The 25458-nt window shown below is 55.6% G+C and carries 17 protein-coding genes and 1 tRNA gene; 8 read left to right on the top strand and 10 right to left on the bottom strand.

What is annotated here, in order from left to right:
- Positions 1-176: 176 nt before the first annotated feature.
- Together OHL21_RS14595 and ispG are read right to left on the bottom strand one after the other, a co-directional pair.
- On the bottom strand, positions 177-1925 hold the full coding sequence (locus OHL21_RS14595) for a VWA domain-containing protein (protein WP_263418015.1): 1749 nt from the start codon (positions 1923-1925) through the stop codon (positions 177-179).
- A 99-nt stretch (positions 1926-2024) separates the two neighbouring features.
- Entirely contained in the window at positions 2025-3257 is a 1233-nt protein-coding gene (ispG, locus tag OHL21_RS14590; protein ID WP_263418014.1) for a flavodoxin-dependent (E)-4-hydroxy-3-methylbut-2-enyl-diphosphate synthase, read from the bottom strand.
- A 176-nt stretch (positions 3258-3433) separates the two neighbouring features.
- Between ispG and OHL21_RS14585 the strand changes: the two genes are divergently transcribed.
- Positions 3434-3510 (top strand) — tRNA-Arg (locus OHL21_RS14585).
- A 736-nt stretch (positions 3511-4246) separates the two neighbouring features.
- Here the strand turns inward: OHL21_RS14585 and OHL21_RS14580 are convergent.
- From OHL21_RS14580 to OHL21_RS14560, 5 genes are all read right to left on the bottom strand, one after another.
- Positions 4247-5218, bottom strand: coding sequence for a mechanosensitive ion channel family protein (locus OHL21_RS14580; RefSeq protein WP_263418013.1), 972 nt, complete (start codon positions 5216-5218; stop codon positions 4247-4249).
- Positions 5219-5320: 102 nt separating this feature from the next.
- Positions 5321-6376 carry a serine hydrolase domain-containing protein gene (locus OHL21_RS14575; protein WP_263418047.1) on the bottom strand — a complete coding sequence of 352 codons (1056 nt, stop codon included), beginning with the start codon at positions 6374-6376 and terminating at the stop codon, positions 5321-5323.
- 150 nt (positions 6377-6526) lie between these two features.
- The gene (locus OHL21_RS14570; protein WP_263418012.1) at positions 6527-10585 is read right to left on the bottom strand and encodes an Ig-like domain-containing protein; all 4059 of its coding nucleotides are present in this window, start codon (positions 10583-10585) and stop codon (positions 6527-6529) included.
- Between the two features lie 102 nt (positions 10586-10687).
- Positions 10688-11248 (bottom strand): hypothetical protein, encoded by a 561-nt coding sequence (locus tag OHL21_RS14565; protein WP_263418011.1) that lies wholly within the window; start codon positions 11246-11248, stop codon positions 10688-10690.
- A 234-nt stretch (positions 11249-11482) separates the two neighbouring features.
- Entirely contained in the window at positions 11483-12094 is a 612-nt protein-coding gene (locus tag OHL21_RS14560) for a TetR/AcrR family transcriptional regulator (protein WP_263418010.1), read from the bottom strand.
- A gap of 159 nt (positions 12095-12253) precedes the next feature.
- Here OHL21_RS14560 and OHL21_RS14555 point away from each other — a divergent pair, with 159 nt between their 5' ends.
- The 4 genes from OHL21_RS14555 (at position 12254) to OHL21_RS14540 (ending at position 15445) form a co-directional block, all read left to right on the top strand.
- Entirely contained in the window at positions 12254-13042 is a 789-nt protein-coding gene (locus OHL21_RS14555) for a DUF4410 domain-containing protein (protein WP_263418009.1), read from the top strand.
- A 62-nt stretch (positions 13043-13104) separates the two neighbouring features.
- Positions 13105-14427 (top strand): DUF1254 domain-containing protein, encoded by a 1323-nt coding sequence (locus OHL21_RS14550; protein ID WP_263418008.1) that lies wholly within the window; start codon positions 13105-13107, stop codon positions 14425-14427.
- Positions 14428-14523: 96 nt separating this feature from the next.
- Positions 14524-14961 (top strand): cupin domain-containing protein, encoded by a 438-nt coding sequence (locus OHL21_RS14545; RefSeq protein ID WP_263418007.1) that lies wholly within the window; start codon positions 14524-14526, stop codon positions 14959-14961.
- A gap of 28 nt (positions 14962-14989) precedes the next feature.
- The gene (locus tag OHL21_RS14540; protein ID WP_263418006.1) at positions 14990-15445 is read left to right on the top strand and encodes a DUF4760 domain-containing protein; all 456 of its coding nucleotides are present in this window, start codon (positions 14990-14992) and stop codon (positions 15443-15445) included.
- A gap of 244 nt (positions 15446-15689) precedes the next feature.
- On the opposite strand, the gene OHL21_RS14535 is transcribed toward OHL21_RS14540, so the two are convergent.
- Genes OHL21_RS14535 through OHL21_RS14525 form a run of 3 tightly spaced genes read right to left on the bottom strand, consistent with a single transcriptional unit; the run spans position 15690 to position 18798 of the window.
- The gene (locus OHL21_RS14535) at positions 15690-16784 is read right to left on the bottom strand and encodes a PP2C family protein-serine/threonine phosphatase (protein ID WP_263418005.1); all 1095 of its coding nucleotides are present in this window, start codon (positions 16782-16784) and stop codon (positions 15690-15692) included.
- A complete protein-coding gene (locus OHL21_RS14530; protein WP_263418004.1) occupies positions 16781-17857 on the bottom strand; it encodes a malate dehydrogenase in 1077 nt (358 codons plus the stop codon). Before OHL21_RS14530 ends, OHL21_RS14535 begins: the two co-directional genes overlap by 4 nt.
- Before the next feature lie 20 nt (positions 17858-17877).
- Positions 17878-18798 carry a HEAT repeat domain-containing protein gene (locus OHL21_RS14525; protein ID WP_263418003.1) on the bottom strand — a complete coding sequence of 307 codons (921 nt, stop codon included), beginning with the start codon at positions 18796-18798 and terminating at the stop codon, positions 17878-17880.
- Between the two features lie 645 nt (positions 18799-19443).
- Here OHL21_RS14525 and OHL21_RS14520 point away from each other — a divergent pair.
- The 3 genes from OHL21_RS14520 (at position 19444) to OHL21_RS14510 (ending at position 25453) form a co-directional block, all read left to right on the top strand.
- Complete coding sequence (locus tag OHL21_RS14520; protein ID WP_263418002.1) at positions 19444-20304, top strand: formate/nitrite transporter family protein; 861 nt, start codon at positions 19444-19446, stop codon at positions 20302-20304.
- A gap of 721 nt (positions 20305-21025) precedes the next feature.
- A complete protein-coding gene (locus OHL21_RS14515; RefSeq protein ID WP_263418001.1) occupies positions 21026-24337 on the top strand; it encodes a TonB-dependent receptor in 3312 nt (1103 codons plus the stop codon).
- 99 nt (positions 24338-24436) lie between these two features.
- The gene (locus OHL21_RS14510; protein ID WP_263418000.1) at positions 24437-25453 is read left to right on the top strand and encodes a YncE family protein; all 1017 of its coding nucleotides are present in this window, start codon (positions 24437-24439) and stop codon (positions 25451-25453) included.
- Positions 25454-25458: the final 5 nt, after the last annotated feature.

The raw sequence follows: 25458 nt of genomic DNA, 5'->3' as shown, positions 1-25458 counted from the left end.
GGCATAGCCTGAACCGCTCTTTTGTTGTCATCCCGAAACGGGGTCCTCGACCAGCTCTGCTGGTTGGGGCAGGAAGGGATCTGCTTTTGCTCTTGTCCAACCCTAAGCAGGAGTTTGGGTAGAGAAGCAGATCCCTTCGCTCCGCTGCGGGATGGCAGACAAAAAGCAGTGCCGGGTTATGGATTCTGTGACGGGACGGCGCTGGCCGGAATCTCGATGGCGCCGACCTTGTTGCCGATAAGGTCGTGGATGCCGATACGCAGAAAGGTCTCGCCTTTGACCGGAACACTGATCTGTTGCGCGTACTTGATGCCGCCGCTGATCATCCCTTCGTAGTCTGCCGGCTTGAGCGAGACAGAGATCGGGTTATTCACGGAGCTGAGCGCCTTGCCATCACGGTCATAGGCGATGACAACGAACTGCAAGGCCAGGACATGGTTTCCGTCGTCTCCCGTTGGCATGGAGACATTGCTCGGCAGAGCGGCATAGTTCACCGTGTACTGGCGAAAGGGGCCTTTGGTCGAAGGCGCCGTCGTGGTGGTGCCGGCAGCTTTATCACTCGTATCGGGAGAGGCTACGACCCGTGCCGTAAAGAGGATCTCTGTCGGAACGGGGCCTCCGCGCTGCATCGCAGAGCGCATCGCGTCATAGCCGGACGGGGGTGTCTGTGAATTCGTAGCGGCCATCGCGTTCTGCGGAGCGTAGGCATAGTAGCCATGGCGATGGATAAGCTGGACACCCTGGATCGAGGTCTTTACAGAGATCTTGCGATATCTGCTGTTCCAGTCTTTGTTGGTGGGTGTGTAGACCAGGGTGTAGAAGTTCGAGCCGGCATCAATGGCGTTCTGCACGGCCGACTTCAGGTCGTTGGTATTGCGGAAGGCCTTGCCGCCGGTAGCGTCCGCCATCTCCAGCATGGTGGCGTGCTCAGCTGCTGTCTGCGTAGAGAACTTGATCAGGTCCTGTGAGAAAGCGCGTTGATTGCGGGCATAACGGCTGCCGGAGTTGGATGCATCCATCATAGGCGGAACAAACAGACCGCGACCATCGACGGGATAAACCGCAACCTGGCTGCGGGTGAGCAGGTTGGTGGTGTCCTGGAACTCTTTATCGGCCGTGAACTGGACAGTAGAAGGATCATCCGCGTTAGGTAGGATGCTGATCGGGAAGGAGCCCGAGAACCAGATGAGGTTTTTGCGGCCGGGGAATGAGGAGAGATACCGCCCAAGCTGATTCATGGCGTCCAGCGTGTAAACGGTCCGCATCTGATCCTGGATGGCGGCGAGGTTGGCTTCGAACTGCTGCAGGTTCGCGATCACCTGTGCCGCGGCTGGGTCGTTTCCCATAGCGTCGGCCAACTGGTCAGACATAGTTTCGGTTCCGACGGGGGCATTTAAAAGGGAAGAGGACCTGGGGCTGGACTTCTTGTGTTCAAGTGCATTCCGCAGAACCGCCGGGTCGGAAGTAAAGCCTTGCAGCAGGATCAGACGTGTGGTCAGGCCGAAGATGGCGATATTTGTCCCCGGTTGCAGCGTCTTGAGAAAAGCGAGCATCTGGTTGCGGACATAGGCCTGGTCTTTGAGCGGCGTATTCAGGGTGTCCAGAAGGACAATGTTGAGGGGGCGGTCGACTGGGGCGGCAGTGTAATTGGTAAAGATACCGGGGTCGAGCTTGAGGGAGGGTCCGAGCTTCGGCGGCGTGGTGACGGAAGGCGCGCTGTGCTCTTCGAAGCGGACGATGTTCTGTGGCTTACCGTCCTCCAGCAGAGTGAAGTCCGCGGACTTGAGGTTATGGACCGCATTGCCGTGTGAGTCGGTTACGGAGACGTCGACGATGACGATCTGCGTGCCGGTGCGGATAGACGGGGTCTGTGCAGCGGCAGAGAGTGTGAGCACGATGAGAGCCAGAGCAGGAGACGTGCGCATAGTTTTTATGTGGAATGAGGGTAGCTAAGTTCAGCTCCAAGGGAAAGAGAAAAGACCGGCACATGGCCGGTCTTTTCGGGCTGGGTGCTTAAGATCCGTCTAGATAACGTGGGGCTGGTTCCCATAGCGTTGCTTGACGTAGTTATCCAGGATGACCTGGAACTCCTGCACGATGTGGTCACCCTTGAGCGTCGTGAAGAGTTTGCCGTCGACATACACGGGAGCCTTCGGCTCCTCAAAGGTGCCGGGCAGAGAGATGCCGATGTTGGCGTGCTTGGACTCACCGGGCCCATTGACGACGCAGCCCATGACTGCCAGTTTCATCTCTTCCACGCCGGGATAGATCTTCTTCCAATCGGGCATGGAGGCGGTGAGGTAGTTCTGCACCTGCTGCGCCAATTCCTGGAAGTAGGTGCTGGTGGTGCGTCCGCAACCGGGGCAGCTTGTCACCTGCGGAGTGAAGCTGCGGATGTTCAGTGCCTGTAATACCTGCTGGGCGCAGCGGACCTCTTCGCTGCGGTCGCCGCCGGGCGTGGGGGTGAGCGAGACGCGGATGGTGTCGCCAATACCGGCCAGAAGCAGGGGAGCCAGACCAGCGGCAGAGGCGACGGTGCCCTTCATGCCCATGCCGGCTTCGGTGAGGCCAAGATGCAAGGCATGGTCGCAGCGGCGTGCGAGCTCAGAGTAGACGTCGATCAGGTCGCGGACATTGGAGACTTTGGCGGAGAGTACGATCTGGTCGCGGCGCAGGCCGTAGCGCTCGGCGGCGGCGGCGTTGTCAATGGCGGAGACCACCATGGCCTCCATCATGACGTCGCGCGCGTCCAGAGGATTCGCTGACTTGGAGTTCTCATCCATCATCCGGGTCAGCAATGCCTGGTCGAGTGAACCCCAGTTCACACCGATCCGGACCGGTTTCTGGTTCTTGACGGCGCATTCGACCATGGTGCGGAAGTTATCGTCGTCTTTCCGCCCGATGGAGACATTACCGGGATTGATGCGGTACTTGGAGAGCGCCTGGGCGCAGTCGGGATACTTCGTCAGCAGAATGTGGCCGTTGTAGTGGAAATCGCCGATGATGGGCGTATTCCAGCCTTTGTTGCGAATGCCTTCCACAATATAGGGAACAGCCTTGGCCGCGTCTTCATTATTAACGGTGATGCGGACCATCTCAGAGCCGGCACGCGCCAAAGCGGCGATCTGCTGGACGGTGGACTCGATGTCGGCGGTGTCAGTATTGGTCATGGACTGCACGACGACGGGTGCATCGGAGCCGACACGGACTCCTCCAACATTGACGGTTACAGCTTTGCGGCGGTGGATTTCAGGCATTGGACTCTCTACCCTTAAGTTTACCGCAGCAGGGTAGCGGGGCGGGTTAGAGCATTTTCCCTGTAGGTGTAGTCCAGAGCATCCGCATCTATGGGCGTTTTCCGCAATGAAAACGCCGCTGCACGCCCCTTCCTGGACACCCAGCAATAGGGAAATGCTCTAGACTGAAAGGAAGTGGCCCGGTAGCTCAGTTGCATAGAGCGGCGCACTCCTAAGGCGAAGGTCGCAGGTTGGACTCCTGCCCGGGTCACCATTTATCTCAACAACTTAGCTCTCCGCCACCTCCGATTTGGGTCCATCTGCGGGGCCAATAAGGGTCCAATAAGGAAACTGGGCTGCGATGCTTTGCTGCGCGGCCATTCTTTCGGACGTTACCGACTGCGCGTAGGTGCCCAGGGTCATTGTCGGGGAAGCATGCCGAAGGATCTCCTGTGCTGTCCGGATGCTTGTGCCTCCTGAGACGAGCAGCGACGCTAGTCGCTAGGAGCTAACAGTGATGCCAGAAGCGCACCCCACGTGTGCCAATGCATCGGCGCTGCGCAAGAAACTCGATCCTCTAGAGCGCGCGTGACTTCGATCGGAAGCCAGATCGATCCTAGCCTTGGTCTCGCTGGGAGCTACCGAAAGCGCTCCTTTCGACCTCTTTCTAGAGGTCCACGGTGATTTGTGATAAGAGGAAACGGAGCAGGACACTTCTCGGGTCAACGCTTCTCCACTCCATAGGTACAGATATCAAAGTCCAGCAGGATTACCTGGCAATCATTAGCCCGAATGACGTTGGATACTTACACTCAATCGATCACTGCAGCCAAGTTTCAGGCTCAAGAAGCCGTAATGAGCGCGTTAGTTGTGCCCAGGTCCGCGCTGTGAGTTCCATTCAAAACGAATCTTAACGGCGCCGTCATTTTCGAAGGAACGGGACTTCGTGGGTGCAAAACTGCACTTTTCTACACCTATAACCACAAGCCATTCATTCCCATCTTCTTCATCTAGGGTTGCAAAGCCATTCGGGATTCTTTCAATATGATGTCCAACTCGGGACGTGGCAGACGTATGCCTTTCACCCTGAACATCTCGATTAGTTGCAAATAAAGCTCGGAGGTCAAGACGTCAAAGTTGTCAGGGGTCATTTTTGTCCACGCACGAACATTGAACGTCATCGTTGCCGTCTCCAACCTGACAAGAATGGCTGAGGACTGCGGCTCGCGCAGTACGGCTGGATGATCTGCTACTGTTCTTGAAATTGCGTCTGCGACAAACGCGGGGTCGACGCCATAGGAGATGGAGATGGGAATGGCGAGCCGAAAGATCTGGTGGCTGCCAGTGAAGTTCAGGATCTCTTTGTTCATCAATTCCGTATTCGGAATCACAACGGTGGTGTTATCCGGTGTACGAAGCCAGGAAGTGGATGTGCCGAGGCGCTCGACGAATCCCTGATGGCTGCCGAATTGCACGAAGTCGCCCAATCGGACCGGAGCCTCGAAGAGCAAAGAGACGCCGGCAATCAGGTTCCCGACGTAGCGCTGAATGCCCAGCCCGATCGCCACTCCCAGAGTGCCTCCGATCAGGACAAACGTATGCAGGCTGATCCGCTCAACGTGGATTGCGATTAGACAGCCGAAGACAAAGATTGCAATCGTGAGAAGACGTGAGAGTACGTAGATACGGTGGAAATCGAAACGGGGATCCGACTGGAGAAGTCGCCGCAGTAGGAAACGAGCAAGCGCTGAGAACTTACCCAGCACAAACAGGAAAGCGGCTATCTTCAAGACAAAAAGCAGGCGGACCGGCTTATTGCCGAATTGGAAGAGCTCGGTGGACAAGACATTGCCAACCCTCTCACTCCAGATGTGGAAGGACAGAGGCAGGTGAACGCGGGTCCAGGCGTGCCGGAGGGCTGTAAGGGCCCCCAACCCCGCAGCTCCCACAATCAAAAGCTTTCCTGAACCAGTTAGTTTCATCTTACGTCCAGCCTTCGCTTCCGCGTTTGCGACTCAATCGATGAAGCGTTCCGATTGACGCTTTCTCCTTGAGAACTCATCTTGACTTGTTGAGTGACCGATTCAAACTTGCCACGTGGTGTCTGTGCGCGCGATACGCCACATCATGCGATCCAGGTCAGATGCCTGGTCTTTAATCGGCGACCGGGTATTCATGACCGCCGCCCACGAATAGCCGGTATGCGTATGAACCATCAGGCTCAATGTTCCGGGTAGGCTTCCGAAGTGCCATGCATTCCCCGCGCGATTAATCGCGAGCCCACAACCGTATCCGTGGTTCGCATCACTCCCCGTTGTCATTGAGGTGAGGCTTTCCCGGGAAAGAAGTGCCGGAGCATCCGAGCCATCTGCCGGAGCAAAAAGACTCGCGAGAAAGGTGGCCATATCGTGGGACGTGGCGATCCACCCGCCATGCGAATCCATCCGAGTGATTGGCGGCTTGTAGGGCTGCTCGCCGTTCTGGCCGTAGTAGGTCACCTCGTTAGGGGCAGGCCTATGCGTAGCAATCCGCATGTCGTTCGCACCCACGACGCGTAAGACACTCTGTCTCACGAACTGCGCGTAGGGTTGGCCCGAGACCTGCTCGATCACACGGCCAAGCACACAGTATCCAAAGTTGGAGTAAGCGTAATGCTGTCCCGGAGGGTTCACGAGCGGATGTGTCTGGATCGTCCATGCAATGAGCCGTTGATGATCGAATCCGGGTTGCTCCATCATTGGGTCGTCGCTCTCGTTACTCCAGCCTCCGCAGGTATGCGTCAGCAGTTGGTGGACGGTGATGCTATGCAGCCAGTCTTTCTGGTTTCCAGAATTCGCGTACTGGGACAGAATGCCTTGCGGGCTAAAGACCGTGTCTTCTAGCTTCAGGCGCCCTGCCTGGATTAGCAGAAAGATTGCCGCTGCGGTGAATGCTTTCGAGTTACTTGCGATACGGAAGAGGCTGGCTGGTGTTACCGGCGCGCCGCTAACTTCATCACTGACACCGAAACCCGCTGAGTAAAGCACCTCTCTCCCGCGCTGGTAGCAGATCGAAATACCGGGAACAGAATACTTCCGCATGTATGCTTGCAACTCCGCGTCAGCGTTGTTTGGAGTGACGGATGACCCGAGTGCGAGCATCCGCTGGGCTAACCCACTGAGCGCCAGTGTTGCCGAGCCTTTCAGGAAATCTCTTCTGCTGCCTGACTTCATAGTGAGCCTCTGGTTCCCGTGGAGGGGCGAAGCCGCCCCTCCGCGGGATGTGGGCGCCGCTGCCGCGGCATTCGGTCATTACTGGATGTTGATGACCAGTGGCTGGCTGGTCACCGCTTTACCGACGGCTGCGTTCACCATGACGGTCTTCGTCCCAGATTCTTTGAATGGTCCAGACGAACCGCTACAGCCGGTCAGGCCAGTGATTGTTAGGGCAGATATAACAATTGCTGTCAGGATGACCGGAACACGTCTGTTTCCTCTGATCCGCCAGACCAACAGAATCAGCACCGGTCCGAAGACCAGGGCGAAGCCATGCGCCATCGGAAGGAACGAAGCCTGTTGCACGCTGCCCGATACAGTCAATGTGACCGTAGCCACTCCGCCGGCAGACAGCTGAACCTGAGACGGATTGAAGTTACAGGTCATACCGACCGGCAGGCCAGTACAGCTGAGGTTGACGGTTCCGGCCAACCCTGCCATCGACGTCAGCTGCAATGCAATGGGTGCGGATGTCCCATCGTAAGGCGCTTGGATCGATATGGATGACAAAGAGAGGTCAAGCGATGGAGCATTGGCGTAGACCTCCAATGTCGTGGCTGGCGAAGACGATGGGTCATATCCGTCCACCCGCCCGTACTTTGCCTGGAGTGTATGTTGTCCGAGTGCGAGGTTTGTCAAGGTTACCGTCGCTGCGCCCGTTTGATCGAGAGCCACAGTGCTGATGATGCTTCCGTTATCTGTGAAGTAGACCTGGCCCGCAGTGACCGGGCCGCTGGTAGTTATCACTGAAGCCTTCAGTGCTACAGAAGCTCCGGAGGTGACAGTAGAAGGAGCAACGAGCGAGGTCGTGGTCGGGATGTCTGGATCGGTACTGTCAGCAGGAGGCCTGCTCACATCTGGGGGCCAGTATTCTGGTGCCACTTTATTGTCGCCGGGGCTCGGGTAGACGTTTGCGTTGCAAACACTACTTACTGATTCTCCGGAGGGATTTGTGGAAGCGCCATCGATCCACACGGCGTGCATCGGGCCATTCTTCGTTACAAACTCATCGATCGGCAGGTTAAGGCCAGTACTTGTAAACAGGTTTGACGAAAGACTTGGGTCCAGAACGGCGATCACTGCATCGTCGGAGCCTGCGCCTGTGGTAGATCCGGCGATGACGTAATAGTTGATCGGCCAATAGGAATAGTCGTACTGGAAGTGCTGCGGTGTTCCTGCAGGTGTCGGATAGAAGAGACTTGTTAGTGGAGGAATGGTGCCTAACGATGGCGACTCGCCGTTTTCGTTAGGGTTCAGATAGAACGCCTTGCAGTAATATCCAGGATAATTGCCAGAGCCCACGTGGTGATACCAGCCCATGTCGGGCATGTTGTGTGCTGGAGTCCTCTCGTCTCCTGCGACTCCTTCCCAGTAGTGAATGTGGTAGAAGTCAGGCATCAGATCCAAATAGAAGCTGCGAGATGCTGCCTGGGTCATGATCTTGATCGCGACGTTCTGAGCAACCTGGTTTGGAGCGAAGAAGACGGGATTATTGGAATCGAGTACCATCGGTCCGATCAGCGACAAGCGACCCCAGTCTGAGGTGATGCTGTCCGTCATTGCATTGAAGCCGACGCTGAGTTGGTCCTGCATATTCTCATTTGCCAGGTCGCCGATATTGATAGCGAACTTAGAGAATGCACTGGGTAGCGTGGAGGCGGAAGATGTCGACGATATCTGGCCGGCACCGGCAGCAATACCTGCAACGCCGCCAATGGCGCTGGATGTACCACCGATGATCTTCGCCGCATCACTGCCGAGGGCGACCACGCCAGCGACCTCGCCAATACCTGGAATCGCAGATAAGGTGGACGCGATTCCGCCAACCATTGAAACGATGTTCTGCCAGCTCACATGCACCACGGGTTGCTGCGCGACTGGGACAAGCTTGCTTCCGAGGATCGTCGCGGCGGCACCTGTAAGTGCGAGCCCGGCGTTGGAGTTTCCTGCTGCGATCGCGTCTTTCATGTTATTCGAGCCAGTCACCAGAAACTGGAGCGTGTTGGTTAGATATTGAATCTCTGTACGAAGCTGATTCCGCACTGCGAGGAAGTCGCCTTCCGTGAACAGAAGCGCCTCTCCGTTGGGCAATGTGATCGAACATTGGGTGCCGGAGATCATGGTTTGGCAAGGCATCACATATGGGCCGGTGGGTGCAGGGTTGAGACCTGGCCACTGGATGTTGATGACATCGTAGTTGTGGTAATTGATAGCCGTGTTGTAAGAGCCCGTGAAGAAGTAGTGGATATCGTCGAGGTGCGATCCCGTTAGTCCAGGCATATAAATCTTCGTTAGCAGGACATAGCTGAGGTACTGGTAGGCCGCAACCTGGCCCTGGATGGTAGAAGCGCCCTGCAATAGTGTGGTCTGGCTGCTTGAGGGCCACTCCACAGGCTGCTGCATAGCTGCTTCCTGCAGCACGAACTCCGGGCTATTGAGCCCGCCTTTCGCCTGGAATGACTGGTTCGTCTCCTGGTTCGTCTGCTGAGGAGTAAAGAGCCCATTGAGATTACGCTCCAGGATGCCGTGCACCAGTCCCGTTTGCCCCTGGGCTGTAAGCACGGTGGTCGATTCAATGCCGTTGCCGGCCAACGGGCCTCCCATGCCAGGGCTGAAGACGAACGTGTAAGCCGAGGTGGGCGTGAGGAGTTGCTCCGTTAATCCTGGCGTTCCTCCCACAGCCTCAAGGGCGTTCCAAAACTCGAGGAAACCGTTGGAAGGACCGCCGTACGATCCATTGAAGCCGCCGACGCTCCAGATGCTGCCATTGCTTCCACCATAGGCAGCCTGGCCGACAGTGGTAAGAAAGCCGAGTTGGCTGGAAGTCACGCCGGCGATGTCCGTTGCCAGTTGCAGATATGCTGCCTTTGACGTAGCGGGATTCGAACTCCCCGTGTTGTAGAACATGCCGCAGTTCGTTACATATACGATCGATCCATCGGAAGATCCACCGGTTTGAGCACAGTTGTATGGATAGGTGTTAAGACTGTATCTCGAAAGGGTAAGCAGCCAGTAGCCGTTTGCTCCGGACGGTGGCATATACACGAAGAACTTGTTGGGATTTCCGGCAGGAGCGGAAACGCTGATCGCGCTGGTGTTGTTCGACGTCAGATATGACGGATCGTTCGGGGAGACAGTGAACTCGCGCACTTCGGACGATTGAAAATCGTAAAAGCCATAGGCATCCTCTTGCAACGTGCCGCTTGCGAAGGGGACTACGATTTCCTTTGTGGTGTTGAAGTCGAAGTAGGACTCGTAGGCTGAACCAGCACTTGCCCCACCGGCGCCGATTGCCATAATTCCGCCGAGATTCGAATCGCTTGTATGATCCGTACCGCCAATGGGCGTCAAGTCCAAGGATGCTGCTGCCTTCTGCTGTGTCATCGTACCGACGACAACCAGGTCGGCAGCAGTCAATTTCTGCAAGTACGTTTTAAGCGAGACCGAATCGCCGAAGCACCGCGCATCCGTTTGATTCAACGCCAGCCGATCGAGAACGACGGCGACATAAACAGATGGACATCCGGTGATACTCTTCGTGGTGTCGGGATATGCCTGACCGCCGATTGTGAACCAGGCGCGCGAGTTATCCCATCCCCCGTTATAGTTCGTTTTGAAAGTGAGGGTTGGGGGCAGAAATGGGGCAGGCCCCGTGATTGTCGCGCTCTGGGAGTGGATGCCGGAGGTCAGCGCCATAGAGCGCACCATCGGGCTGGATGAATTGGCGGTGGCTGAGTGGTCAAAACGAAGACGGCCGGTGATGCCATTTCCAGCATTGACCGAGAGCACATTTTTTGAATCGCGAAGGCCCTCGTTCGTCGTCAGAACCGCCTGCTCGCAAGTACCACCGCTACATTCCGCGGGAGTAAAGCTGCGGCTAATGTCTTTACCGTTTAGATTTACCTGCAGGCTTTTGGCTTGGGTATCGCCAGGCAGCTTGATGCGGATCGTCGCCGAGTCTGCTGTCGTTGCGGTCTGTTGGATGTCAACCCTGCCTGGTGCTTGCCCTGAGGCATTCACCTGCCCCGAGGCGAGTGCTACGCAAAACAGGTGCGGCGCACTCGATATAAGAATTTTCCTTAGTGAACGTCTCATAACAACCTTCCATGGCTCCTTTGGGAGCAGATTTTGGACATACGAGGGCGGCGCAGCGAGAACGCCTCGCCGCCTGGTTACTGCGTTGGAGTTTTTAGGGGATCAGAAAGCCTTGGCGATAAAGTGGGCGGTTTTCTTGCCGGCTTCTTCCGTGTAGTAAACCGTCACTTTGCCTGCGCGGTCTCCACCTTTGCCAATGTCGCGGGCTGTATCCGATAACGCGTGGTCGGTCAGACGAAAGGTCTCCGTGGTGCCATCGGCCATCTTGATGGATGCCTTCCTGGTCGCGTGGTCGATCTTGATTGCAGTGCCCTCCGTGACCTTGAGTCCATCCTTGCCGACATCATCGATCTCTCGAACCGTATCGACAGTTCCACGCAGGGAATAATGTGCGACTACCTTGCTACCCGCGCCAATGCCATGGAGCACATCGTCACCAGCCGTGGCCGTTGCTTTCGTGCCATGCACCAGAACTTTATCGGTGTAGTGAAAAGTGTGGTCGATCCCATCACCCGTGCGAACCACCACAACCTTAGAAGCCCGGTCGATTGCTTTGACCGTGCCGAGGAGGGCGCCTGCAACATCCTGTGCTGCGAACGCCGCGGACATATAGCAGGCCATCCAGACTGCAGCCGCAACTCTCAGAGCCAAATACCTTTTCATCCCATTCTCCTTTTGAAAGCCCTATGGGCCATTTAGACAGTGTCTACATTGTCAGAATAGAGGTGCATGTAGCCAGTGTCAAGATGTAAGTGATTTTTTTCTCTCTGCGCTGTTTCTGGGCGAGTTCCCAACGGATTTCATCCGGAGGTCAGATTTGGCGCCCTAGCATGCCTGGATTCAGATCACGCCGGTCTCAGGGTTGAGACCGGCTTTCAACTTTCTAATTTTGCGGGTTTACCGGCTCTTTCGTGCACGGGCGACAGAGGTGAGAACAGCGTCGAGAAGGTTCATTGCCGTGGTCCCTTCAGGCGCCAGCTTGAAGATAGTGGCCAAACGGCCATCCAGCAACAGCTGTGCAAATCCGTGGACTACCGCCCAGTTCGCTGTGATGTCTCCCAGCTGCGCGAGAGAGGGGGCCTCCAATGGGACTGCTCCACTTTTGGCGAGTCTCGCAATCGCTTTGGATCGCGCGTTGCGTAGAGTCGTATTACTGGAGTCAAGCTTGGCGGACTGGAACATCAGCTGGAAGAGCTCCTTGTTTTCGATGGCGAACTTGACGTAGGCGCGCCCGGTTGCCATGCGGTCCTGGATCGTTGCATCGTCCGTCTTGTCCAACTCTGCGGCGAGCCGATGAAAGCCGACAGCCGCCAGTTCGCTGAGCAGATTCGCCAGATCCGGAAAGTGGTGCGCCGGAGCCCCGTGCGAGACGCCGGCTTCCCGTGCCACAGCCCGTAACGTGAGCGATTGCAGACCCTCGCGCCGCAGAATCGTTTCTGCAGAGGTGAGGAGGGCCTGGCGTAGATCGCCATGGTGATAGGAAGACTTTTCAATGGTCTGCTTGGGCATTCGCCGATTTTATTAGACAGTGTAAGGATAGTCCAGCCGGACACGGGGGACGGCAATCTTCTCGTGCGAAAGTTCAAATTAAAATTCTATCTAGACATTGACAAGATAGAATCCGTTAGCTAATCTTGACAGTGTCAGAACTGCTCTTGTGGAGGAACTGTGAAGACAATTAGAAAGCGCCAAGCCTGCCTCGTCGCAGCATTGATTTTTGCGGTCTCTGTTGCGGCGCAGGCACAGAATGCCGCGGAGAAAGTACTGGTTGGCACCACAAAGGTGACTGTCGTTGCCGAGTACAGAGACCACGAAAAGCTTCCGACGCCCACAGAGATCCTAGTTCACCACTTCGATGTACCTGGTGAAGTCATCACCATCGATCACTCGCCGGCGGCGCATATCCTGTCTCACGATCCGATTGCGCACATCAAGGGAGACACCGGGAAGGAGGAGGATCCGGCCAACGTTGCGAACCATGTCCGGGCTTCCTTTTCCAAGACCCTCGTCTCCAGCCTGACGAAGACAGGTGTCCCAACCCGCGAGGTATCCCTCGATGCCAATGAGCCGCCTTCGATTGGCAGCCTGATCATCCGCGGTAACTTTACAACGATCAAACAGGGCAACAAGGCCGCCAGGATGATGATCGGTCTCGGCCGAGGCGCGAGCGATGTGCAGGCAGACGTCATCGTGTCCTTGATTACCCCGAACGGGCCGGTACTGCTGGCGGAGTTCGAAGTGGATTCGGTGAGCGGCAAAAAGCCCGGAGCCGTGGAAACAATGGGCATCGGATCCGCAGCGACAAGTGTAGCTGCAAGTGGCGGTACTGATGGTAAAGCCACGGTGCAGGGTGATTCCTCTCGTCTTGCTGCTGCTGCTGCCAGGGAAGTGGAGAGCCGCATGATCGCGCAGGGTTGGATTTCCGCTGCTCCCGGCGCCGCCAAGGACGCCCAGTAGCGCGGGCGAGGAAGAAAACAATGAAACCAAGGATTTGGTTCCTTTCAGGAGTGGCTACTGTAATGTTCTCTGTTATGTCGAATCTCAATGCACAAGATCCCACGCCTGCCGAGGTCCAGAGTATCGCAGAGAAGGCGTATGTCTACGCCTATCCTCTGGTGATGCTCGAGACCACCCGCGCGTCGATGCCGACCAACCATCTGCTTCACGTGGCGGCCTTTCCGGATGCTAATTTCCACACCATCGTTCGTCCCAATGCGGACACGCTTTACTCCACGGCATGGATCGACGTCTCTAAAGAACCGATGTTGCTGCATGTACCGGATTCAGCGGGACGATACTACCTGCTGCAGTTCATGGATGCCTGGACGGAGACGTTTGCGGATCCTGGTAAGCGAACCACCGGGACCTCGGAGGCATGGTATGCCCTGGTCGGTCCGGGATGGAGCGCCAAGCTGCCCGATCACGTGGTTCGTATCGATGCGCCGACCAATCTTGTGTGGCTGCTTGGGCGCACGCAAACGAATGGCGTAGCCGATTATGACAATGTCCATGCCTTTCAACGTGGAATGCGTTTGGTCCCCTTGAGCCAGTACCCTGGGCAGGACCAAAAGCCAACGCCGCCGGTCACGCGGCCGGCCATGAGCGGTCCGACGGCGCCCGAGCAGATCAAGGCCATGACGCCAGAAGCGTTCTTCGCCGCATTCGCAACGGCCATGAAGATCAACCCTCCTCACGCAGAGGATGCGCCGGTCATGCAGCAGTTGGCTCGTATCGGCTTAGTTCCGGGGCAGGACTTCGATCCATCCAAACTGACAGCTGAACAGCGAGCCGCTCTGGAAGAGGGTGTAAAGGCAGCAGCGGCGCATATTGAAAAGTATGTGGCGTCAGGGGCGGCACTGAAACCTGGCTGGAGCTCGTTCCAGGGCACAGTGGGGCGGTATGGCGCCAACTACGTCGCGCGTGCCGTAACGGCGCGCATCGCGGTAGGCGCTAACCCTGCGGAAGACGCGGTCTACATCGGTAACTCAACCGATGCAAACGGAGAAGCCCTGAATGGATCGAGGAGCTACCGTCTGCACTTCGAAGCATCCCAGCTGCCGCCAGTACGGGCATTCTGGTCGGTTACGGCCTACGACAAGGAGGGCTACTTCATTGCAAACCCCATCAACCGGTACGCAATCGGAGACCGTGACCACTTGAAGGTCAATCCTGACGGCTCCCTGGATCTGTACATCCAGAATCAGAACCCTGGGCCGGCTCACGAAGCGAACTGGCTGCCATGCGGCGAAGGCCCTTTCAACCTGATGTTGCGGCTGTATTGGCCGGAGGCCGAGATCCTAAATGGCAGCTGGCATCCGCCCGCCGTCAAACCTCTCCCGTAAAACACCCAGGCTCACCGAATTTGACCTATGTGGACAGCGGAAGGAGCAACGCGATGCCTGTCTCTGTCCAGCATCACCCTATGAATGGATATCTCTATGTCTGAAGTGAAGAAGAAGTTTCATGTATTCGGCGAACTGGTCGAAATCCTCGTCACCAGTGCGGAAACCAACGGTAGTTTCTGTGTGCTGCGGCAGTATTCCGGCCCCGGCGGAGGGCCGCCGCCCCACGCCCACGCAAACGAAGATGAGCTGTTCACCGTCATCCAAGGCGAGTTCGAGATCTTCGATGGTCGCAAATGGCATCCGCTCGACGGAATGCAAAACGCTTTCACGTTGCGAGGTCAAGTGCACACGTTCCGCAACCGTGGCGCCGAGATGGGCTGCATTCAAACGACAGTCATTCCCGGTGGCCTGGATATTTATCTCGAAGAGTTATCCAAACTCCCAATGCCGCCTGAGATGAATCGGGTTATTGATATCTCTGCTCCGTACGGAATTACTTTTCTGCCAGCTGAGAAGCCTTTGGATGCTTGAGAGATCGACACCACAAATAAGGAGAACTATGATGCCAACCGAGATTTCTATCCGACAAGCCGAGTTGATTCTGAAACTTTATGAGCTTCGGCGTGAACCAGTGATGCGCCAAGCCCGCAGCTACATCGGCGGAGCGTTCTTGCCGGCTTCGGCCGATGAGTTGGTGTCCCTGGTCGCTTCCGGCAAGCAGGAGGGGGCGTACATCCTGCAGGTATACGGATACTGGGATATGGTTGCGGGGTTCGCCCTCCACGGCGCGCTTGAACCTGCGCTCATCTACGATGTCTGCCAGGAGATGTACTTCCAGTACGCCAAGATACACCCGCACCTCGCCGGTTTCCGAGAAAAGATGAATCTTCCTGAATGGATGCGGAACATCGAGCGCATCGTTGAGGGCTCTCCAGAAGGTAGAGCCCGCCTCAATACGATGTTGCGCAATGTACAGGAGATGGCAAAGCGCCGGGAAGTAACCGCAGATAACTGAAGGAACAGATCACAAGCGCTCGTCGAAGATCATCCGACGTTACCAACGCCTTCAATAACGCGAAATCCATCTTCGAGCCGAGTGTTTCTTTTTCGCAGTCGGAGAACAGTCAGACCTATCCTCCCGCGGCAGCTCTGATCCATCGACGGATCCCGGTGCGCCTGAACACTACCAGTTCCATCATGGCCCCTCTGCATAGGTATCACACTTTTAGGAGGGGCCTGAGGCCACATAAAGTATGCCGTTATGTCTTCAACACGAGTATTGTAGAGTCATCGTTTTGTCCAGCAGATCCAGCAAATCTTGTCACGGCATCCGCAATATGATCAGCAATCCGGGCTGCGGACGCACCGTTTTCCCGGCAGATGACATCCGCTAGTCTCTCAACGGAGAACTCCTCGCGCTGTGGATTCTCCTGCTCCGTAATGCCATCGGTATAGAGGAGCAGCACGTCGCCTTCTCCGAGCCCGATGGATGTCTCGGTGTATTCTGCACTGCTGAGTAAGCCGAGCACCGGGCCTCCAGCCTTATCCAACTGTTGTAGTTCGCGCGATTCAGCTGACAAGAACAATGGCGGATTGTGTCCCGCGTTGGTATATTGCAAGGTCCGCGTGGTGCGGTTAAAACGTGCGTAGAACATCGTTACGAAGGTTGATGAACTTGTTATTTCCAACAGGACTTCGTTGAGATCTGCGATGATTTGCGCCGGACCTTCCAGTTCCCTTGCACGCAAACGCAGGGCAACCGCCAGCGATGGCATTAAGAGTGCGGCCGCGATTCCTTTTCCTGAGACATCGGCGATCACGATATCGATGAGGTGCTCTGAGATCGAGAAAAAGTCGTAGTAGTCTCCGCCGAGAAGACGGGCCGTCGTCATCTGCCCAGTAATATCAATCTCCGGAAAACTGAGAGGCTTGGGCAGTACACGACGCTGTACCTGGGCTGCCAGTAGCAGATCCTGCTCATATGCGTCGCGTTGCTCCCGCACCACGTCAGCCATACGATTACGTTGACGTGCGATGAGAGTAACGAGCGATCCGACGATCAGGAAGCTGGTCAGGTGAACAGTATTGTGGACCATCCTCCAATACAACGAATCCCGGGCTGGCCCGAAGACATCTCCCAGGAACGTGCAGATGGCGGCCAGAGTAACGGTGAACGTGAGGGGGTTCACTAGAGCGCAGAGCGCGATTGGTAGCACATATAGGTAGGCCAGCGATGCGTCGGTAACAACGATCCAGTCAGCGTACGCGACGGCAGCAAGAGCAGCTAGGACCACCGCGTTCAGCATGCCCGCGATCAACGCAGGGGTATCAGAATAAAGATTCGCAGGTTTCATGGGAGCTTCGAGAGCAGGCCGGTCTCGGCATAGATGGTCTTCAGATAGTCACCGATCGAACGGGCGGCACCCCTGATTTGCACCTGCTCTTCGTCTGTCAGGGTATCGAGCTGTGCAGCTTGCCAACCGTCTCGATTTACATTGAGTGGAACACCGCAAATTCCATTGAGTCCAAGAAACTCACCGCGAAGGAGTACCTGACCGTGAATGCGCCGGTGATCGTTCGTCAGAACGGCCGAGAGACACTGTAGCGTAGCATTTGCGGTTGCATCCGGTGTCGAGTGCATCGCGTGTCCTGTGATGGCCGGTTCGACCATGATTCGAGCATCGGGCGTGGCGCGCCGAGTCACCTCATAGGCTTCTGCAATATTTTCTGAGCGAAGGAGTTCTGAAATCTCCTTTTGTAGTGCTGCCACTCTTTCCTTAAGCGGGACAGCTCCACTCCATTCTTTTAGCTCGGAAAGAGCACTTCGGAGGGCTGGATCTGAAGCCATAAGTTCAACGGTGCTCCACAAAGGAACCATAGCCTGGCCATGTTCGCCGAGAACTGACGCATGTACTTCGTGACGGCTGATACCCAGGTCTTTTGCGATCGCGCGGGCAAAGCGCAACGAATCCTGCTGAGCCCCCATTCCAAGGACACGATGCCGATCGAGTTTCCCAGAGAGGACCTGTACTCCGAGCTCTACCGGATTACTGACAACAATAGAGAGCGCTTCAGGAACACGCGAGGCACAGGCCTGCGCGATATTTTCAAAGATCGGAAGATTGGCTGCGCCCAGATCCCGTCGGTTCATCAGCCTGGGCGAAATCGTATTTCCGGCGCATACAATGACGATATCGCCATCAACATCTTCAATGTTGGGCACTGCCTCTATTTCGACACGTTGATCATCAAAAGCGTCGAGCAGGTCGATACGCGTGGCCAACAGTTTGGCAGTGCTCGCGGGCATACCTCTTCCGACAAGCTGAAGACGGTCATAGGCACCCAGCAAATGGCTACGGAGGATATGCGTGGCCAGGGTCGCGCCTACAGATCCTGAAGCGCCGATGATAGAAATCGAGATAGGCATAAGGACCTTTGTATGTAGTTTCAAAGTTTATTGGTGTCGGCGCGGCTGCTTTGCTCCGTGCCTGTCTTCAAGACTTCTTGTCTGGATCGAGCTGCTTTGAAGGATGAATTCCATTCTGAGAGAGTGATCAATCGCAGGTATGCTCCAGCCGCCTGCAGTCGGACTCTTTCATTTTTGTCGTGAAGGAGTGGGGTAAGGCTCTCCTGCAAATTTTGCCGATTCGTGAGTGCGATCACCTGGGTGGCGGTCGCGCGGACAGACCAGTCGCCATCTTTGAGCGCCTGCTCCAGCAGCTGGTCGATAGACTGGTCTGCGTCACGCCCAACCAACAAGAGCGCCGTGGCCCTTGGGGAAAGATCCTGGTCGGAAATCAGGTCCAAAAGCGCGGAACATGCCTCACTTGCGCCGGGGATCGGGGCATAGCCGACTCCCTGCGTCACAAGAAATGTTCCTGCAGATTCGAAAGAGTGGAAGTTAGCCAAAAACTTACGTGATCGCTCTGCCAGCGGGCCGGATTTCCCCTTTTCAGTTCCCGCATAGACATCGATCAACCAGCTCCGACCCTCAGGATCTTTGAGGGCATCGAGGGCTTTCGCCGCAGCGAACTGGACCTCCGGAACTTTGTCCGTCTTGAGCACATTCTCGAGAGAAGGAATGCTTGCCTGGAAGGCGTGACCGGCCAAAGTCGTTACGGCAGCCACCCGAACGTCCACATTCTTGTCAGTAAGAAAATGCTCGATCTGGGTGCGTACATCTTCGTCCCCACCAATCAGTGCGGTCGCTTCGACCGCTTTGACTCGCACTCGGGGATCGTTGGAAGCAGTAGCCTGATAAAGCACTGCTTTAGCGGTATCCTCCGCAGCCGAGGGACTCTGCGCTAGTCCAGGAATGGAAGCAAAGAAAATAGAGAGTGAGAGTGCTGCTTTTCCGATATTTGTCATCACATTCCTCGAACTCCGCGGTGTTAGCTGCCATTTGTTGGCAGGCCCTTGCACCAGATTCATTGTGTGGGTCTGGTACCGGACGAGAGGAAGCCTCACGGATTCGCCCTGTCGGAACTTCTGTCAATTACGCAACAATCTAGTCAATGTCTAGTTTGCCTTTAAATGGTTGATCTGGTCAATGTCTAGATTGATTCCTGGATATTCCTATTAAGCGGTTTGTCGCCCCTGGGTTGTACCCGTGAGAGGACCGGAAGATGATTTACGTTTCGTACCGTGAAGAGAGTCCTGAGGACACCATCGCAAATACTGAACATTGTTTACGCCAGAGGGGCAACATCGGTCGGGTTCTACCCCAACGGCATGAGCGGCGCGATTACTTCGAAGTAGAACGAGCGGTAGTTTCGGTCCGCGTGTACGACCCCTCTTAATCTCTTAGATCCAAAAGCTTCCCTACAGCATAAAGCCGGAAACTATGGCGTGCCCGTCGTGTCCACTATGGACCCGGAGCCCAGGGCGTCTTCGTCATCGGTTCGGAATCGTACGACTCGATGAAGCCGATGCGAAGGTGCAAGACCGTGGCATCGCGAGGCGATCCGCATCGATGTGTGCCGCATCTCAGCACCTGAATATCGAGGTGCTGACATGGGTGATGAACACAATAACAGTTCGGGAGCGCAGAATGAACTTTCCCGGCCCAGTGCAAAGGAGATTTACGTTGAAGTTGCCGCCAATGCGCGCGATGAGCTGAAGCGGTCGTGGCTCTCTCTGGCGATTTCAGGTCTCGCAGGTGGCATGTTTATGGGGCTGTCTGGCCTCGGAGTTGCCATCTCAACAGCCCTGCTAGGTCCCTCCCAAGCCTCCCACTACATCGCTCAGATGTTCTATCCTTTGGGCTTCATGGTTGTCATTCTCGGTCGAGCCCAACTGTTTACGGAGAACACTCTCTATCCCGTGGCGCTCTCCCTCGCTGAGCGTAAATATTTCGGGCACACTCTAAGGCTGTGGGCAATTGTTCTTACTGCCAACATAGTTGGTGCGGGTGTGTTTGCGTTGCTTGTCGCTAGAACGTCCGCCCTCAAGCCGGAATTTCTTTCTGAGCTGGCTCACATAGGTATCGAGTCTGCGCAAAGGCCATCGTCTTCGATCTTCTGGAGCGCGGTGCTGGCAGGCTGGATGATCGCCACGGTCGCTTGGTTGGTTTCGGCATCCCATTCAATCAGCGGATCGGTGATCGTCATCTGGGCACTCACCTTCGTGATCGGTCTTGGACACTTCGCACACTGCATCGCGGGGAGTGGGGAAGTGATCACAGCGCTTCTGACAAAGCAGATTGCATGGACTGGTTACATCCGATGGATGGCATTGGCCGTCGCCGGCAACGTTTGCGGCGGGGTTCTTATCGTCACCCTGCTTGAATATGGTCAGGTGATCTCTGATAAAGCGGGGGAAAAGGCGATCGCCGAAGATGCGCAAAAGCATGCGGCGGAGGGAGCCGAACTATAAGCGCGCTTTCGAAATCATCCAACGCTTAGAGAAAACCTCAACTAAAAACAACTTAACTCTACGCGATCTTTATTGTCCCTAATTGGTTCCTCGCTAAATCTCGTAGCCACCACCGCGAGCGAGCTTAGTGAATCTATATTGGATCCACCTTACTTTCCTTACCGGAAACGCATCGACATAAGAACACCCTCCGGAGAGGAAGGTGTTGAGAGCTGACGACTGCCTCCATGGGACTTCGGCAATACCGTGCAGTGAACCGTATTGACTTCAGATTTTTTAGAGTCGTGAATGATCCGTAACTCAAAATTGCGTGGGATATACAGATCCATCCGCAATACCTCGTTCTAGTCTCGGGGGGTGCGATCAAGATATCAGCCCCAGTTGCTGGGCGCGAGGACAGCGGTACCTTCCATGCCTTAATCCTTGGTAACCGGGTCGGAATGGCCCGCTTCGTTTGGGCTGCAAGCCGATCCAATTGCACTATTCTGAGGGCATTTTCCTTGGCAAACCTCCTTCTCTCCTTCCTTTAGAGAGTCTTTATCTAAGATGAATTGAAGGAAGGCTCCGCATCTCAAATGCGTTGTTATGGAATCCGAGGAGGTATTCGTGAGAGCGATAGTGGGCATTTGGGCGGCCCGTGAACTGCCTCTCCTGGGTTAATTTCGCGTGACACGCTCGCTTCCTTAGATTGTCTTCAGAGTTGCTTGGTTCAATCCGGGCCATGAAGACAAATTATGGACGCTTTTCCGGTGCACTTTGTGCTGCTCTCTTCATGGCGGCCTTATTCTCACAGGTGACCTTCTGTTTTGGACAGTTTGAGAACGCGGCTGTCCTGGGAACGATCTCAGATCCCAATGGCGCAGTTGTGCAGCAAGCGCGGGTGAGTCTTCTGAATATCGATACAGGAGTAGTGCAACAAGTTACAACAGATTCCAAAGGGGACTACCAGTTTCTTGAGGTTCATGTCGGAAAGTACCGCGTCAATGTAGACGCCTCGGGATTCAAGTCCGCCCAGAGCGACGGCTTCCGCGTTGACGCCGGTGAGCGACAGCGGGTCAATTTAGCACTGCAGGTAGGAGATGCGAGCCAGGTTGTTGAAGTGAAATGGGCCGCGACGCTTCTTCAGACAGAATCCAGCGATCGCGGCGAAGTGATCAGCAATGAAAAGATTGTGGAACTCCCCCTGAACGGAAGATCGACCGGGTCGCTGGCGTTGCTTGCCCCGGGAGTTCGTAATGCCTATGGACTTGCAAAGCGCGAAGCATCATTTAATGTGAATGGACTGCGCAGTCAGTTCAATAACTTTGTGCTCGATGGGCTGGATAACAACGCCTACGGAACCTCAAATCAGGGCCTTTCCAACCAGGTCATCCAGGTCTCTCCTGACGCATTGCAGGAGTTCCGGGTCATCACCGACAACTACAGTGCCGAATATGGGCACGTTGGCGGTGCAGTGATCAATGCCGTATACAAGAACGGCGGCAACCAGTTTCACGGTACGATCTGGGAGTTTCTGCGGAACACAACTCTGAATGCACCTGGATACTTCAAGCCGACGGGAGGCAAGAAGCCTGTCTACATCCAGAACCAGTTTGGAGCGGCAGCCGGCGGACCGATCAAGAGGGACAAGCTCTTTCTGTTCGCGGATTATGAGGGCCTGCGGCGTCTTCAGCGCGCCCTCAGCTTCGGCAGTGTTCCGACGTTGGACCAGAGAAACGGAATCTTTGGCAGCAGCCTTCCTGTGGTGAATCCATACAGCGGAGCCGTGTATGCCAACGGTACGATTCCGGCGTCGGCCATCACGAAGTTTGGCAGAACCGTATTTGCTGCTCTGCCCGCGCCGAATCTTTCCGGCAACACTTCAAACTACCAGGCGCTGCTTCCCGCGACGGACAACGATAACAAGGCGAACATTCGCTACGATCACTATCTAACGAAAAAGATCACATTCTTCGAGCGGTACAGCTATCGCGTGTATAACCAGCTGGCTGCGCCGAACAACAATATTCCGGGGCCATCCGGTCAAGGCGCGGGTATCGTCTCCTATGCCAATAACTGGCAGACGGCTACCGGCCTGACCTGGGCCATCAACCCGAGTTCCTATCTGGACGTGCGTTTCGGGATGTCGAATACCTCGGCTGGGAAGACCCCGGCAACGCTTGATGGCGGTCCGAGTATGCTGGACCTCTACGGAATCTCTGGTCTGCCGACAGACAAGGCGCTGACCGGTGGTCTGAACACGCAAAATGTCTCCGGATACGCATCCTATGGGCGCGACTACACCAGTCCGCAGTGGCAGAATCCCATGGTCTTCAACCCAAAGGCCAACTACTCCAAGATTCTGAGCCGCCACACGCTTAAGGTTGGCTACGAGTACCAGGCAATCCATACATATATGGATGACTTCAATCCTGCTTATGGTCAGGACATCTATACCGGCCAGTTCAGCAACCCTACACCGACGAAGAGCAATTCGGTCTATAACCTGGCGGACTTTCTCTTTGGCGCGCGTTCGACCTATCAGCTTTCGACATACACGACTGCAAACCTGCGCCAGTGGATGGACTTTGGATACCTGCAGGACGATTGGAAGGTGTCGCCGCGTTTGACGCTCAACCTCGGGATTCGTTATGAGTTTGCGACCCCGCAGTATGAGCGCGACAACCGCATGGCGAACTTCGATCCGGCGAGCAATTCGCTGGTATATGCGAAAGGTGGTTCACTGAAGAACCGCACCCTGGTAAATCCTTCATACAAAAACTGGGCTTCGCGTGCCGGCGTCGCGTATAGCCTGACGCCTAAGACTGCGGTGCGTGCCGGATACGGCATCAGCTACGTACTTTTCCTGCGCCAGGGCGGCGATAGCTACCTGGCTTACAATGGACCGTTTGTGGTGAACTCGCAGATCACACAGACGCCTTCTTCGCCACTATGCACAGCTACATCGGCAATCACCTCCTGCTTCCGCCCGACGGAGATGGGATATCCGGATGGCTTCACTTCGCCCTCGAACTTCTCGACGGTGACGACGAAGACCGTCTACATCGATCCGAACATCCGCACTCCGTATGTCCAGAATTGGCACTTGAGCCTGCAGCGTGAGCTTCCATGGAACATGATGGCCGATCTGGCCTATGTGGGGAACCACACGGTAGCCCTATGGGTCACGGGCGACCTGAATCAGGCATTGCCAAACAAAACGGGGCAAAACCTTTCGGTGAAGGCTCGCAGACCGAACGCCAAGTTTGACTACATTGACTCAAACCTGAGTGCCGGCTTTGCCAATTACAACGCGCTGCAGTTCAAGGTAGAGAAGCGTTACTCGAATGGACTCTCATTATTGAACTCGTTCACCTGGTCCAAGGCGATGGACAGTGCTTCCGGTGCACTGGAGATGGCAAATGGAGACCAGCAGTCGGTCAATATCTACGATATTGCCTCGTCTCGCGGCGTGTCAGGGTATGATCAACCCCTGAACAACACGACTTCGTTTGTGTTCGATCTTCCGTACGGCCACGGGCGCCATTTCGGTGGCGGTTCGCCAATGCTGGTGAATGCGATTGCCGGTGGATGGACCCTGACCGGTATCAACACCATGACCAGCGGACAGCCGATCAACCTTACCTACACGCCCAGTGCAGCTTTTCTTGCAACGGATGGAAGCAAGAATTCTGCAATCTACCGGCCGAATGTATCGGGTGATCCGATGATGCCGAAGGGGCAACGGACGATCACACAGTACTTCAATCCCAGCACCGTTACTGTACCGACCGATGTGAGCCATCCATATGGAAACGCCGCTCGCAACATCGGACGCAGCAACAACTACTACAACCTCGATCTCGGCTTGAAGAAAGAGTTCCCGTTACTTCGGGAAGGGCAGTACCTGCAGTTCAGAACCGAATTCTTCAACGCATTCAACAAGACCAACTTCTCTCCGGCGAACGGCGATCGCGCCAACTCTTCGTTTGGCAAAATCACCAGCACGCTACCGGCTCGTCAGATTCAGTTCGCACTCAAGATCGCGTTCTAAGAAAGAAGCAGTATGTGGCAGATTCCATGGACCCAGCCGAAACATCGGTTGGGTCTATGGATTTTGTCAGGTTTAACGTTCGTCAACCCAAGGAGCACTATGCGTTTCAAATCACTTCTCTTTACCCTCTCTATTGCAGGCAGTCTGTTCGCGCAGTCCCCAGCGCACTACAAGATCTCTCAGTCGTATTTGCTTGGCGGAGATGGAGGCTGGGACTACATTGTTCCGGATACAACAGACCATCGCATCTACATCGCTCGCCAAAACCGCCTGATGGTCGTGGACGAGAACAGCGGAAAGCTGATCGGCGAAGTGACCGGCATCAACGGTGCGCATGGCACTGCGATCTCACATAAGAGCGGTAAGGGGTTTGCTACGGCAGGAAACGATCAGGCCGTGATGATCTTCGACCTGAAGACGCTGAAGGTAACGGAACGTGTGCAGGCGGCTGACGACGCCGATGCCATCCTATTCGACAACGTATCGGATCGTGTCTTTACCTTGAATGGCGATGCTCATTCCTCCACGGTGATTGACGCAACAACCGGCAAGCTGGTTACGAATATCCCGCTGGGAGGAAAGCCGGAATATGGCGTCTCTGCGGGAGACGGGAAGGTCTATGCCAACCTGGTCGACACGAATGAGGTTGTCGAAATCGACACAAAGTCCCTGACGGTGACGCGCCGCTGGTCGACGGATGGTTGCAAGCAGCCGGTTGCCATGGCGATCGACATGAAGAACCATCGCCTCTTCAGCGGTTGCCGCAGCGGTGTGATGGCCGTATCTGACTACAAGGCGGGGAAAGTCGTTGCGAGCGCTCTAATTGGAGCCGGAGTCGACGGCGTTGGCTATGACGCGGGAACGCATGATGCATTTGCTGCGAATGCCGATGGGACCTTGACGGTAATCCACCAGGATGGTGCAGATCAGTATCGAGTCGTCCAGAACCTAGCAACGGCAGCTGGCTCGCGGAACATGGGCCTGGACGCCGGCAACCACACGGTCTTTGTCGCTTCAGCGAAATTTGGAACAGTACCCGAGGGAAGCAAGGCCAAGAAGCCTGTGCTGCCTGGAACCTTTACTCTGTTGCGTATCGAAGCAGAATCAGCACACTAGGCCAA

Source organism: Terriglobus albidus (assembly GCF_025685425.1).
Lineage (GTDB): Bacteria > Acidobacteriota > Terriglobia > Terriglobales > Acidobacteriaceae > Terriglobus > Terriglobus albidus.
Note: the sequence above shows the minus strand (reverse complement) of the source record. Positions and strands in the feature narration are given on the sequence as shown.

Coding starts and splice junctions, on each gene's coding strand:
- ispG (WP_263418014.1), bottom strand. CDS start 3,257: ATGCCTGAAATCCACCGCCGCAAAGCTGTAACCGTCAATGTTGGAGGA.
- OHL21_RS14575 (WP_263418047.1), bottom strand. CDS start 6,376: ATGCTCGCACTCGGGTCATCCGTCACTCCAAACAACGCTGACGCGGAG.
- OHL21_RS14560 (WP_263418010.1), bottom strand. CDS start 12,094: ATGCCCAAGCAGACCATTGAAAAGTCTTCCTATCACCATGGCGATCTA.
- OHL21_RS14570 (WP_263418012.1), bottom strand. CDS start 10,585: ATGAGACGTTCACTAAGGAAAATTCTTATATCGAGTGCGCCGCACCTG.
- OHL21_RS14565 (WP_263418011.1), bottom strand. CDS start 11,248: ATGAAAAGGTATTTGGCTCTGAGAGTTGCGGCTGCAGTCTGGATGGCC.
- OHL21_RS14515 (WP_263418001.1), top strand. CDS start 21,026: ATGAAGACAAATTATGGACGCTTTTCCGGTGCACTTTGTGCTGCTCTC.
- OHL21_RS14535 (WP_263418005.1), bottom strand. CDS start 16,784: ATGAAACCTGCGAATCTTTATTCTGATACCCCTGCGTTGATCGCGGGC.
- OHL21_RS14530 (WP_263418004.1), bottom strand. CDS start 17,857: ATGCCTATCTCGATTTCTATCATCGGCGCTTCAGGATCTGTAGGCGCG.
- OHL21_RS14520 (WP_263418002.1), top strand. CDS start 19,444: ATGGGTGATGAACACAATAACAGTTCGGGAGCGCAGAATGAACTTTCC.
- OHL21_RS14595 (WP_263418015.1), bottom strand. CDS start 1,925: ATGCGCACGTCTCCTGCTCTGGCTCTCATCGTGCTCACACTCTCTGCC.
- OHL21_RS14580 (WP_263418013.1), bottom strand. CDS start 5,218: ATGAAACTAACTGGTTCAGGAAAGCTTTTGATTGTGGGAGCTGCGGGG.
- OHL21_RS14545 (WP_263418007.1), top strand. CDS start 14,524: ATGTCTGAAGTGAAGAAGAAGTTTCATGTATTCGGCGAACTGGTCGAA.
- OHL21_RS14510 (WP_263418000.1), top strand. CDS start 24,437: ATGCGTTTCAAATCACTTCTCTTTACCCTCTCTATTGCAGGCAGTCTG.
- OHL21_RS14525 (WP_263418003.1), bottom strand. CDS start 18,798: ATGACAAATATCGGAAAAGCAGCACTCTCACTCTCTATTTTCTTTGCT.
- OHL21_RS14540 (WP_263418006.1), top strand. CDS start 14,990: ATGATGCCAACCGAGATTTCTATCCGACAAGCCGAGTTGATTCTGAAA.
- OHL21_RS14550 (WP_263418008.1), top strand. CDS start 13,105: ATGTTCTCTGTTATGTCGAATCTCAATGCACAAGATCCCACGCCTGCC.